This window comes from Bacillus sp. cl96 (genome assembly GCF_900100505.1).
In the GTDB taxonomy this organism is placed as follows: Bacteria; Bacillota; Bacilli; order Bacillales; family Bacillaceae_G; genus Bacillus_A; species Bacillus_A cereus.
Window position 1 is genome coordinate 5,396 of the sequence record NZ_FNDM01000020.1, and the last position, 12,390, is coordinate 17,785.

Genomic DNA, 12,390 nt, shown 5'->3' on the forward strand with positions numbered 1-12,390 from the left:
GGTCCAGTAGCGCCGGTAGCGCCCGTGTTACCTCGAGGTCCAGTGGCACCGGTAGCGCCAGTAGCACCCGTGTTACCTTGAGGTCCAGTGGCACCAGTAGCGCCTGCTGGTCCAGTAGGTCCGGTAGGCCCTTGAATAAACGAAGCAGAATTAACTAGAGCAGTTTGTAATGCTGCTATTAATTTAAGGAGCTCTTGAAGTGTGCAAGGGTCAATTCGGAATAATTTTGTAATGTATAGTAAATAGTTAATGAGATTTTGAAGCTCAATAAATACAGCGCTTGCTACAAAGGTTGGATTTCTTAATATAGTTATTAAGTTTTTAATAATAGCTAACCCTTGTGCTTTCAGGGAGGAAGTAGCGTCTAGTGAACAAATAAATTTACTTAGTAGGTTCAATGTATCGATTAGATCTTCAATATTTTGGGGAGATGGATTTGCAAAAAGTGTTGGGATTATTTTTGTTAAATCAATAATAATCGCACGAAATGTTCTAAGTTGAGCTTTAGTAATTGGGATTGATGGAGTATTTGGTATTCGTCCAGCGCTACTTGGAAAGCATGGTTTGGAGAATTTGTTTTGATTGTCGTTATAACGAGACATTAAATCTCTCCTTTCTCACGAAAATGTGAACGAAACTCATCATAGTAGATGCAGAAATTAGTTAAATGGTCATAGTAAAATCGTTTGTTTAAAGAAAAAATAGAAAAAACGCCTTACAATAAGGCGTTTTTTCTATTTTCTGCGTATTGATAATATCGCTTTAATGAAATTTTTGATTTGAATCCAGCGAGTTTTATAATTTCTGATTCAGGAGTTTCTTTTTTTATTAAGTTTAAAATATAGGTGTTACGAAAATGTTGTCCTGAAATTCCTTTACGTAAATTGGCTCTAGCCACTTCGAGGCGAATCATTTTTTGTATAGCAATTTCCGTTAATGCCTTTGGTGCATCATTTTCATATACCCATCTGTATGTTCCACGGTTAAAATCGAATGCGACAAATAATGGATCATCACTATGGTATTTGGGACGAACTGGTTCCGGGATGCTTTTGTAATAATTATATAGTTGTTTTTTGTCTTCTTTTGCTAATGTAATTGTTCTTTCTACACCTGCGGTTGCTGGGATTGATAATGTGTTAGTTTCAAAGTGAACGTGATGCATTGTTAATGCTGTAAGTTCCTGTAAGGATAAACCGTAGTCAATCAATAGATTTAAAATAGCAATATTGCGATCCATTAATAAGGGGCGCACAGGAAGTTGTTTTTCTGAAAGTCCTTCTAATGAAGTGACTATATACTTTAACCTTTTTTCTTCATCAGGTGAAATGAAATCTTCGTTACGAAGTGTACGGTCTGGTTGAATAGATATCTCCATATTTTTCAATGGATTAGGAATGTTTAGAAAATGATGCATTCTATTTAGTACAATAAATACACGATGCATCGTTTTTTCTGAGTAATGTCGATTCGTTTTTAAATCGGAAAAGTAATCTTCGTAGTCTTTTGTACAAAGTGTAGCCCATATATTACTGGAAGGGAGCTTTTTGTTTTTTTCTAACCAATGTCCGAAGTCTTCAACGTCATAAACATAACGTTTAATAGTTGAGGGTTTTCGGCCTTTATTCAATAAAAAAATAGAAAAGGCTTGTATTGTATCATGGAATTCCGTTGTCTCCATAGTCCCACCACCTTAATTATTTCTTATATTATAGCAAACTTTTCTGAAAATAGGCATTTACAAGGGGGACAGGAATAATAATATTTGGTGAGTGGATAAAATGAGGTGATTGTATGGAACAATCGATGCGAAAGAAGAACAATAATCAAATTAATATTGTGTTAAACCATCGAAAGAAAATTTCTTTGCCAGCCGCAGAAAATAAAACGGTAATTTCAAATGAAACTACAATTAAACATGAAATGCTGCAGAGAATTGAAGAAGAGATGGGGAAGCTTGTTGGGATGGATGATATAAAAAAGATAATAAAAGAAATATATGCTTGGATTTATGTGAATAAAAAAAGACAAGAGAAGGGATTGAAGTCAGAGAAGCAAGTACTTCATATGCTGTTTAAAGGGAATCCAGGTACAGGGAAGACAACAGTTGCTAGAATGATAGGAAAATTGCTGTTTGAGATGAATATTCTATCGAAAGGCCACTTGGTTGAAGCTGAACGTGCTGATCTTGTAGGAGAGTACATCGGCCATACAGCCCAAAAAACAAGAGACTTAATAAAAAAAGCAATGGGAGGTATTTTGTTTATTGATGAGGCGTATTCTTTAGCTCGAGGAGGAGAGAAGGACTTTGGAAAAGAAGCAATTGATACGCTTGTAAAACATATGGAAGATAAACAACATGGTTTTGTATTGATTTTAGCTGGATATTCAAGAGAGATGAATCACTTTCTTTCATTAAATCCAGGGCTGCAATCTCGTTTTCCATTTATTATTGAATTTGCGGATTACTCGGTAAATCAGTTGTTGGAAATTGGGAAAAGAATGTATGAAGAGCGTGAATATCAGTTATCGAAAGAGGCTGAATGGAAATTTAGGGATCATTTACATGCTGTAAAGTATTCGTCGCAAATTACATCGTTTAGTAATGGGCGGTATGTACGGAATATTGTTGAAAAATCAATTCGTACACAGGCGATGCGGTTGTTGCAAGAAGATGCCTATGATAAAAATGATTTAATTGGAATATCGAGTATGGATTTGATGCTCGAAGAGGAGACGCACAGTACATAAACTGTGCGTCGATTTTGTGTATAAGTTCGTTTACTCTTTTTTTGCTTTTTCTTGGTGTGCTTTATGGAAGTGTTCCATTTTAGCGCTCTTTTCGTGTGCTGAATTAGGATCGTGCCCGAATTGATTTACTGAGCTTTTTTGAGCTCCTTTATTAACGTGGTTTGTCATGTGTATTCACCTCACTTTAAAAATTAGTATAAACATTATATAAAGAAAAAATCGTTAGAAAAGAAAAACCTCTTTACGATATGTAAAGAGGTTAGATTGCTATTTATGCATTGAACGTTCTTTCGTTTCGATACGTCTGTGCGGTAAATGCCATTTGTAATGAATAGAAACCATGCGGAAGCAAACAATTAAAATGAATAAAATGTAAAGAGCCCAATCGCTAACAATAATTTGAGCGCCAATTAAGAAACCTGCTAAAATTGTCCAAAAGGCATATACTTCAGCTCGAAGAACGAGAGGTTTTCTGCGGGCTAAAAGATCGCGAATGATACCGCCGCCGATACCAGTTAAAACAGCTGCTACAATTGTGGCGCTAATTGGTAAATTTAATTTTTGGGCATATAATGCTCCTTGTACAGCAAATGCTGATAAGCCGATAGCGTCAGTGATATTTTCCCACTTTTTCCAATGTCTAATTAACTTATTTGGAAAAAGAAAAATAATAGTCATTGATAAAAGTGCGATTTGGAATAACATGTCTTGTTGCCAAAACGCGACAATCGGATAACCGATTAATAAATTACGAAGGGCACCTCCCCCAAATGCGGTTGCCATTCCTAAAATATACACCCCGAAAATATCATAATCCTCTTCCATTGCAACAATGGCTCCGCTTAGTGCGAAAGCGATTGTGCCTATGATGCTAAAAATCTCCCATGCCATGAATTTTCTCCCCCGCTAACTAGATGAAATGTGCTTCCTCTGCTATTATATTAGAAGGTTTAAATTTCGAAAAGGATGAGTGAACATATTTGATGGAAGAAAAAGAAAAAGTCATATTAGTAGGCTGTCAATTGCCACAAGATGATGATGAAAAATTTATGCATTCCATGAAAGAGCTTGCATCACTAGCGAAGACTGCACGAGCAGAATTGTTAGTGTCAACAACGCAAAAACGACCAAAGTTTCATCCGGCAACTTACATAGGTAAAGGGAAATTAGAAGAGCTTACAATGTTAACTGAAGAATTAGAGCCGGATGTTATTGTATTTAATAATGAATTAACGCCGAGTCAAATTCGGAATTTATCCTCAGTATTAGATGCGAGAGTAATTGATCGAACGCAACTAATACTGGATATTTTTGCGCAACGTGCGAAGTCGAGGGAAGGTAAGCTTCAAGTAGAATTAGCTCAGTTGCAATATACAATGCCGCGTCTTATGGGGCAAGGATTGTCCTTATCGCGTCTTGGTGGTGGTATTGGAACGAGAGGACCGGGTGAGACGAAATTAGAGACGGATCGTCGTCATATTCGATCCCGTATTGATGAAATAAAGAAACAACTTGCAGTTGTTGTGGAACATCGAAAAAGATATCGTGAGAGAAGAAAAGATAATAAAGTATTTCAAGTTTCGTTAATAGGGTATACAAATGCAGGGAAATCGACACTGTTTAATAGATTAACGGAAGCTGATACGTTTGAAGAAAACCTTCTGTTTGCAACATTAGACCCAACGACGAGGAAGATGCCGTTACCTTCTGGTTATACAGTATTACTAACCGATACTGTTGGTTTTATACAAGATTTACCCACTTCATTAATCGCTGCTTTTCGTTCGACACTGGAAGAAGCGGGGGAAGCAGATGTCATTTTACATGTAGTTGATTCTGCGGATCCTAACTACATAGGGCATGAAAAAACAGTAAAACGATTATTATCAGAACTTGAAATTAATCATATTCCTATTATTACGTTATATAATAAAAAAGATGAATTACATCAAAACTTTATTCCGTTTCCGAAAAGTGATTTCTTAATGACTAGTGCTTTTGAAGAAAGTGATGTATTGCGTATAAAAGAAGCGATAGAAATGAAAATGAAGAAAGAAATGGATCGTTATCGAGTAGAAATCCCTCCGAGTGAAGGTAAGTTATTAACGCTTTTAAAGACGGAAACGCTATTAGCAAAGATGGAGTTTCTGGAAGATAAATTTGTATATGATTGTGCAGGGTATATTTTTACTCATTCATCGCTTAATGTGCAATTAAAGAGATTTTTAGTGGAAGAAGGAGAAAATAAAAATGTTTGATCGTTTGAAAAATGGAGAAAAAATTGCTCCAATCGTAAAAGAAGTAGAGAGTCAGATTACAGAAGTACATAAACGTGCGGATGAAGTAATTGAAAGTAATCAGTTTCGTGTATTAGAAAGTTTTCGTAAACATAAAATTAGTGACTCGCATTTTATCCCGACGACAGGTTATGGTTATGATGATATTGGCCGTGATACGTTAGAAAAAGTGTATGCTGATGTGTTTGGAGCGGAAGCTGGACTTGTTCGTCCGCAAATTATTTCAGGTACTCACGCTATTTCTACAGCGTTATTCGGTATTTTACGTCCAGGAGATGAGTTATTGTACATCACTGGAAAACCGTATGATACGTTAGAGGAAATCGTTGGCGTGCGTGGGAAAGGTGTAGGTTCATTTAAAGAATATAATATTGGTTACAATGCAGTTCCGCTAACTGAAGGTGGGCTTGTTGATTTTGAAGCTGTTGCAGCAGCGATTCATAGTAATACGAAAATGATCGGTATTCAGCGTTCGAAAGGTTATGCTACTCGTCCATCGTTTACTATTTCTCAAATTAAAGAGATGATCGCGTTTGTTAAAGAAATTAAACCTGATGTTGTTGTGTTTGTAGATAACTGTTATGGTGAGTTTATTGAAGAGCAAGAGCCATGTCATGTTGGTGCAGATTTAATGGCGGGTTCGCTTATTAAAAACCCGGGCGGCGGAATTGTTAAAACTGGCGGTTATATTGTCGGGAAAGAACAGTATGTTGAAGCGTGTGCATATCGTTTAACATCTCCGGGAATTGGTGCGGAAGCTGGAGCGTCTTTATACAGTCTGCAAGAAATGTATCAAGGGTTCTTCTTAGCGCCACATGTTGCAGGACAAGCGCTGAAAGGTGCAATTTTTACAGCTGCGTTTTTAGAAAAGTTAGGAATGAACACGTCACCAGCGTGGAATGCGCCAAGAACAGACTTAATTCAATCTGTTCAATTTGATGATAAAGACCGTATGATTGCCTTCTGCCAAGCGATTCAATATGCATCTCCAATTAATTCGCATTTTACTCCGTATGCAAACTATATGCCAGGTTATGAAGATGATGTAATCATGGCGGCGGGAACATTTATTCAAGGTGCAAGTATTGAATTGTCTGCTGATGGTCCAATTAGACCACCGTATGTTGCATATGTGCAAGGTGGCTTAACGTATTCGCATGTTAAAATTGCGATTTGTTCTGCAATTGACGAATTGATTGAAAAGAATTTATTAACAATTTCTTAATGGGGAGCTGTCGATATCGGCAGCTTTTTTCGTATAAAAGTAACGATTTATGCGATTAGAAAAAAGAATGAAAAAATTTATAAAAAAATCATGTAAGAAAAGCTAACATCTATTGACACTAAACATAACATGTTATAAAATGAGAAGCAGTTAAGGCGAAGGAGGAACTGAAAAATGAAAGAAGATAGACGTTCTGCCCCGCTGTTTCCAATTGGTATTGTTATGGATTTAACACAATTGTCTGCACGTCAAATTCGCTACTATGAAGAGCATAATCTTGTTTCTCCAACCCGTACAAAGGGGAATCGTAGATTGTTTTCATTTAACGATGTAGATAAGTTGTTAGAAATTAAAGATTTGTTAGATCAAGGCCTGAATATGGCTGGTATTAAACAAGTGTTACTAATGAAAGAAAATCAAACAGAAGCAGTGAAAGTAAAAGAAGAAACGAAAGAAATTTCAAAAACTGAGCTTCGCAAAATACTTCGAGATGAACTACAACATACAGGTAGATTCAATCGAACTTCATTGCGACAAGGTGACATTTCAAGATTTTTTCACTAAAGATAACTGATTCTGAAGGCGATTAGAGGGACTAAGGAGGAATTTATAATGTCTAGATACACAAAAGAAGATATTTTCCGTTTGGCGAAAGAAGAGAATGTAAAGTATATCCGTTTACAATTTACGGACCTTTTAGGGGTAATTAAAAACGTAGAGATTCCAGTGAGACAATTAACGAAAGCTCTTGATAACAAAATGATGTTTGATGGATCTTCGATTGAAGGTTTCGTACGTATTGAAGAGTCTGATATGTATTTATATCCTGATTTAGACACTTGGGTAATTTTCCCTTGGACAGCTGAAAAAGGTAAAGTAGCTCGACTAATCTGTGATATTTACAATGCAGATGGCACTCCATTTGATGGAGACCCACGTAACAACTTAAAACGTGTGTTAAAAGAAATGGAAGCTTTAGGATTTTCAGACTTCAATCTTGGACCAGAGCCAGAATTCTTCCTATTTAAGGTGGATGAAAAAGGAAATCCAACATTAGAACTAAACGATAACGGTGGATACTTCGACCTTGCGCCGATGGATCTAGGGGAAAACTGTCGTCGTGATATCGTTCTTGAACTTGAAGAAATGGGTTTTGAAATTGAAGCATCTCACCATGAGGTTGCTCCAGGACAGCACGAAATTGACTTTAAATATGCAAATGCAATTCGCTCATGTGATGACATTCAAACATTCAAACTTGTTGTAAAAACAATTGCTCGTAAACATGGTTTACACGCAACGTTTATGCCAAAACCACTATACGGTGTGAACGGTTCAGGTATGCACTGTAACTTATCATTATTTAAAAATGGTGAGAACGTATTCTTTGATGCAAACGGTGACTTACAATTAAGTGATGATGCTCGTCACTTCATCGCAGGTATTTTAAAACATGCACCAGCATTTACAGCGATAGCAAACCCAACTGTAAACTCATACAAACGTCTAGTACCTGGATATGAAGCACCTTGTTACGTAGCATGGTCTGCACAAAACCGTAGCCCGTTAGTACGTATCCCTGCATCTCGTGGTATTAGTACACGCGTAGAAGTACGTAGTGTTGACCCAGCTGCAAACCCATATTTAGTAATGGCTACATTATTAGCTGCAGGTCTTGATGGAATTAAAAACAAATTAACTCCACCAGCAGCAGTAGATCGTAACATCTATGTAATGACAAAAGAAGAGCGCGAAGAAGCAGGTATCGTTGACTTACCAGCAACATTAGCGCAAGCATTAGTTACATTACAATCTAATGAAGTAGTATGCGGTGCACTAGGAGAACACTTACTTGAGCACTTCATCGAAGCGAAAGAGATTGAGTGGGATATTTTTAGAACACAAGTTCACCAATGGGAACGCGATCAATATATGTCTCTTTACTAAGAGGCTTGAACCCTTGATACAACTCGTATCAAGGGTTTTTTAATTCCCTATTATTACAATTTTATGTGGTTGCAAAATGAAAAACAGCCACATAAAAGCCAATAATTAATAACAAGTAGTGATATCATAGAAAAACATTATCAGATAAATGTAAGTTTTATATAATTTGTGAAATGAAAAAGCCTTGATACTACGGTATCAGGGCTTTTTTAGTGAAGTTATTGGATATGTTAACTACTAGATAATGGATTGTTTTTGGTTATTTTGAATCATGTTACTAAGAAAATCTTTTCAAAAGAATTGATTTTATCTTTTTTAATCACTTGTGCTAAAACTTAATAATTCTTTACTGCCTGTACAACGCGACCAATTATTTTTACATCTTCAGCTGAAAGGTCGTAAGTTTTTGGTTCGTGGATAGGGTCATTACTCAATGGTATTAAAGTAATGATGCTTCCGGATTTTGAAATCTTTTTCACGGTAGCATCATAACCATTGACTTTTACAACAGCAATTTGTCCGTTTTCAACATAAGGAGTTTCCTCTACTAAAACATAAGAACCATCAGGGAATTCGAGATTCATGCTAGTGCCTTTTACAGTAAGATAAAAATACTTTTTACGCTTGTTTAAAAATGTACTTAGCATGGGTAAATAGCCTTCGATATTTTCTTCAGCGAGTATGGGTGTACCGGCTGCTACAGAACCAATGATAGGAATGTAAATAATGTTTGATTGATCGTTTTGGATGGTTTCATAAATAGAAACTTCTTCTTTAACAGTATTGTCCTCTTGAGTTGCGAGTCTTTCTAAATCATCAGTAGTGATTCCTAATCCCTTACAAACTTTTATGACATTATCAACAGATGCTTTACCAATCCCTCTTGATAACATGGATTGCAGTGTTGTGGGGGGGAGACCTATTTTTTCGGCGAAGGCTCTTTTACTATAGCCAGCTTCTTTTATTAAGCGTGTTACAACCTCTGCTTTTTTCATTACTTTCACCATCTTTCTTATTAAAATGTATACGATATTGCGTATTTCTGTATATATCATAACCTAACTAAAATTGTTAGTAAATAGAAAAGCATACGAAATTGAGTATTTAAATACGTTTTTTTGTTGACTAAATACGAAATTGAGTTTATATTTAAATGGAAATGAACGCAATATCGTACAAAAAACAGGTGGTGAGTAAATGTATCCGAATTTGCGTGCAGAGATGGCGAGAAAAAGAATTATGATTACACAAATTTCTTCGCATCTGAAACTTCGCCACGCAACAGTGAGCGACAAAATAAATGGTAAATTTCGTTTTTATTATGATGAAGCTTTTGAAATTAAGAAAACTTTTTTTCCAGAACATAGTTTGGAATATCTTTTTGAATTTGAAGAAAATGAAGCGAATTGAAATCGGAGGAAATTTACTTAAAATGTAACCCTATAATCGAATTATTGAATGATGATTTAGTAAGAGGGTTCATATCAAAGTATTTAATTTAAATTCTGATAACTAGTTAATTTGTAAAAAGAAAGTAAAGAATTATGCGTAGTGCGAAATTATCTCAATGCAATAAAGATAGTCCAAAATTAGTAGTGAGGAGGAGATGAGGATGGGGCAATTAATTGACTCATCAGTACATAGTTCATTAGTATTTGAAGTTAATGGCAAAGTAGTAACGGATAGTTTGGTAATTGCGAAGATATTCAAAAAAAATCACTTCGACGTTTTGAAGGAAGTTCGAAAACAAATTGTATATGTAGGTGAAGAGTTTGGAGGAGAAAATTTTCACGAGTCCACTTATTTTAATTCAAAGAATAGGCGAATCCCTAAATATGATTTAACAGAAGAAGCATTCACGTTACTTGTTATGGGATATACCAGTAGAGAAGCGGTTGGAATGAAAATTAAATTTATGAAAGAGTTCAAACGAATGAAGCAATATATACAAAATCAACAAAATGTGCCAAAGGACCCAATGGGGGTTTTAAAGTTAACATTTGCTGCGTTAGAAGGACATACTCAGCAGATACAAGAGATAAAGTCTGAGGTGAAGGGTTTGCGAGAAAATACGCCGCTTTATGCTATCGAGTGTGAAGAGATAACAAGGGCTGTAAAAAGCTTAGGTGTTATGTTATTGGGAGGTAAAAATTCAAATTCTTATCAGGATATCGGCCTTAGAAGGAAGTTATATAGAGATATTTATAGTCAGTTACATCGGGAATTTGGTGTGAATAGTTATAAAGCTATTAAACGTTATCATTTGGATAGAGCAATACAAATGATTAATGAAGAATATTCAATTCCAACTGTTTTAAATGAAGAAATTACAGTTAAAAACTCACAAATAAATATGGCAGACATTCAGTAGGAGGAAAGAACATGCAAAGAAAGATTTTAGTAATTACTAGCAGTTTAGCAGGGTTACCAACTGTCAGTGAATTTAAAACAAAAGAAGATGCAAAAGAGCAGGTTAGAAAGCTTATTCAAAAAGGAATGAGTCAAAATGTGATTCGTATAACACAAGAAATTCCAATGAATATCGAAATTCAAGTGGATGTTGAACTTGAGGAATAAGAGAGGTTTAGAAGAAAATAGATATGGATAGCATGATTGTTTTGAATGAATGCATAAGAAAAGAATCCGTTGCAGCGGATTCTATAAGAAAAAATATCTCTAGATAAGTATAACATTGAATACCGTTTTTGAGAATTTATGAGGTGGCTAGTATGGGGATTATTCGAGTGAAAAAAGATAGTAATTATTCCGTTATAAATAATACTGGTTTAAAAGATGAAAGGTTGTCATGGAAAGCGAAAGGAATCTTAGCCTATGCGCTTACATTACCAGACGATTGGACTTTTCATATTAGTGAATTAGCTCGACATGCTAAGGATGGAGAAGATTCGCTCCGTACAGGTTTTAAGGAATTAAAAGAATTAGGTTATGTAAAACGTTATCCTGTTCGTGATGGGAATACGAAAAAAATTGCAAGGTGGGATACGGAAATTTACGAAACGCCACAAAGGGACATGCCACAAATGGAAAACCCAGATGTGGTAAAGCCATATGAGGAAAATCAGAAACTACTAAATACTAATAGACTAAATACTAATAAACGAAATAATAATGATTATGATGATATGGATAAATTAGAATCTCGTGTATTCATCAATGAGAGGGTTAAAGTAAGTTGTAACTTTATTAAGGGGATGGGCATTCCGTTAAGTGAAATTGCAATTGCAGAGTTGGGGAGCTTTTGTAATTTGTTTAGTGGGGAGTTAATTCAGCATGCAATTAATAAAGCTGTTGATGAGAATGCGCCAAGATGGAACTACATTAAGGCTATATTGAGGAATTGGAAGGAGCAAGAAGTTAAAACATTAGTTGATGTGGCTATACTAGATAGACGTTTCGAAATGAGCAAGAAAAAGAAATATAACGGGACAGGTAGGAAGTATTCAAATAGAAAAGAGATTGTACCCGATTGGTTATATAAAGATGATGAATCAACAAATCTAGAAGAGGAAAGAAAAACCGTGCAGTCTACTGATGAAGAGCGTGAGAGATTACAAGAAGTGTTAAATAAATATAGGTCATAAGAAAAAATGCTAGATGATTTACAAGCAATAAAGATTGAAAAGGCTAATAAGCATATTCATGCTATTAAATTAGTATTAAGAGACTTTGTAAAAAGAACGGAAGTGGGTGAATCAGTAAGTGTTCGAATGGCTCAAAGATTATAAGAAGTTAGAAGAAGAAATTGCTTATTTAGAATACAACTTAGATAAATCAAAAGCCGAATTGAAGCGTTGGATTAGCGGTGATTTGCAAAATGTACGATTAACCGCTGAATCGGAAGGGGCTAAGGTAGAAGGGCGGATTGAAGCAATTGAATATGAATTAGCTCATAAAATGAATGAGGAGTATGATTTAAAGCTTTTGATTAATAAGTTTACAGGACTGGATCATCAAATACTTAAAATGAAATATGTTGATGGAATGACTTTAGAGCAAATTGCGTTTGAATTACATTATAGTACAGGCTATATACGCCGAAAACATGCTGAAATAAGGAAGATTGTCAAGTTTTTAGATGGATTTTAGTGTTACCTTTTTGTAGGATACATGCAGTGTACAGAAAGTATTGAAAAAGTGATTTATAGTAGT

16 protein-coding genes are annotated in these 12,390 nt (G+C 35.4%); 11 read left to right on the forward strand and 5 right to left on the reverse strand.

Going from position 1 to position 12,390, the window contains the following annotated elements:
* Both BLT20_RS27220 and BLT20_RS27225 read right to left on the reverse strand, forming a co-directional pair.
* On the reverse strand, positions 1-602 hold a 602-nt coding region (locus BLT20_RS27220; protein ID WP_141770364.1), incomplete at its 3' end, for a collagen-like protein.
* Between the two features lie 113 nt (positions 603-715).
* Positions 716-1,681, reverse strand: a complete 966-nt coding sequence (locus tag BLT20_RS27225; RefSeq protein ID WP_000450326.1) for a tyrosine-type recombinase/integrase — start codon at positions 1,679-1,681, stop codon at positions 716-718.
* 113 nt (positions 1,682-1,794) lie between these two features.
* On the opposite strand from BLT20_RS27225, the gene spoVK reads away from it, so the two are divergent.
* Positions 1,795-2,751, forward strand: coding sequence for a stage V sporulation protein K (gene spoVK / locus BLT20_RS27230; protein ID WP_000438178.1), 957 nt, complete (start codon positions 1,795-1,797; stop codon positions 2,749-2,751).
* A 30-nt stretch (positions 2,752-2,781) separates the two neighbouring features.
* Here spoVK and BLT20_RS30680 read toward each other — a convergent pair whose 3' ends face one another.
* Together BLT20_RS30680 and BLT20_RS27235 are read right to left on the reverse strand one after the other, a co-directional pair.
* Positions 2,782-2,919 (reverse strand): hypothetical protein, encoded by a 138-nt coding sequence (locus BLT20_RS30680; protein WP_000181500.1) that lies wholly within the window; start codon positions 2,917-2,919, stop codon positions 2,782-2,784.
* 99 nt (positions 2,920-3,018) lie between these two features.
* On the reverse strand, positions 3,019-3,642 hold the full coding sequence (locus BLT20_RS27235) for a trimeric intracellular cation channel family protein (protein ID WP_000312267.1): 624 nt from the start codon (positions 3,640-3,642) through the stop codon (positions 3,019-3,021).
* 92 nt (positions 3,643-3,734) lie between these two features.
* On the opposite strand from BLT20_RS27235, the gene hflX reads away from it, so the two are divergent.
* The 4 genes from hflX (at position 3,735) to glnA (ending at position 8,220) form a co-directional block, all read left to right on the forward strand.
* A complete protein-coding gene (gene hflX / locus BLT20_RS27240; protein WP_000391393.1) occupies positions 3,735-5,009 on the forward strand; it encodes a GTPase HflX in 1,275 nt (424 codons plus the stop codon).
* Positions 5,002-6,273, forward strand: coding sequence for a methionine gamma-lyase family protein (locus BLT20_RS27245; protein ID WP_000460302.1), 1,272 nt, complete (start codon positions 5,002-5,004; stop codon positions 6,271-6,273). The genes hflX and BLT20_RS27245 overlap by 8 nt, the downstream gene beginning before the upstream one ends.
* Before the next feature lie 174 nt (positions 6,274-6,447).
* Positions 6,448-6,837 (forward strand): transcriptional repressor GlnR, encoded by a 390-nt coding sequence (gene glnR / locus BLT20_RS27250; protein ID WP_000656783.1) that lies wholly within the window; start codon positions 6,448-6,450, stop codon positions 6,835-6,837.
* Positions 6,838-6,885: 48 nt separating this feature from the next.
* Positions 6,886-8,220, forward strand: a complete 1,335-nt coding sequence (glnA, locus tag BLT20_RS27255; RefSeq protein ID WP_000092763.1) for a type I glutamate--ammonia ligase — start codon at positions 6,886-6,888, stop codon at positions 8,218-8,220.
* Positions 8,221-8,555: 335 nt separating this feature from the next.
* On the opposite strand, the gene BLT20_RS27260 is transcribed toward glnA, so the two are convergent.
* A complete protein-coding gene (locus BLT20_RS27260; protein WP_011110319.1) occupies positions 8,556-9,215 on the reverse strand; it encodes a LexA family protein in 660 nt (219 codons plus the stop codon).
* Positions 9,216-9,417: 202 nt separating this feature from the next.
* On the opposite strand from BLT20_RS27260, the gene BLT20_RS27265 reads away from it, so the two are divergent.
* The 6 genes from BLT20_RS27265 (at position 9,418) to BLT20_RS27285 (ending at position 12,327) form a co-directional block, all read left to right on the forward strand.
* Positions 9,418-9,630: a hypothetical protein gene (locus tag BLT20_RS27265; protein ID WP_000283431.1), complete on the forward strand. Its 213-nt coding sequence runs from the start codon at positions 9,418-9,420 to the stop codon at positions 9,628-9,630.
* 202 nt (positions 9,631-9,832) lie between these two features.
* Positions 9,833-10,591, forward strand: a complete 759-nt coding sequence (locus BLT20_RS27270; protein ID WP_000531225.1) for an ORF6C domain-containing protein — start codon at positions 9,833-9,835, stop codon at positions 10,589-10,591.
* 11 nt (positions 10,592-10,602) lie between these two features.
* Positions 10,603-10,797, forward strand: a complete 195-nt coding sequence (locus tag BLT20_RS27275) for a hypothetical protein (RefSeq protein WP_001189065.1) — start codon at positions 10,603-10,605, stop codon at positions 10,795-10,797.
* Between the two features lie 152 nt (positions 10,798-10,949).
* Positions 10,950-11,822 (forward strand): DnaD domain protein, encoded by an 873-nt coding sequence (locus BLT20_RS27280; RefSeq protein ID WP_000511413.1) that lies wholly within the window; start codon positions 10,950-10,952, stop codon positions 11,820-11,822.
* Positions 11,823-11,828: 6 nt separating this feature from the next.
* Positions 11,829-11,966, forward strand: a complete 138-nt coding sequence (locus BLT20_RS30840; RefSeq protein WP_000883316.1) for a hypothetical protein — start codon at positions 11,829-11,831, stop codon at positions 11,964-11,966.
* The gene (locus tag BLT20_RS27285) at positions 11,941-12,327 is read left to right on the forward strand and encodes a DUF1492 domain-containing protein (RefSeq protein ID WP_000464425.1); all 387 of its coding nucleotides are present in this window, start codon (positions 11,941-11,943) and stop codon (positions 12,325-12,327) included. Before BLT20_RS30840 ends, BLT20_RS27285 begins: the two co-directional genes overlap by 26 nt.
* Positions 12,328-12,390 lie beyond the last annotated feature (63 nt).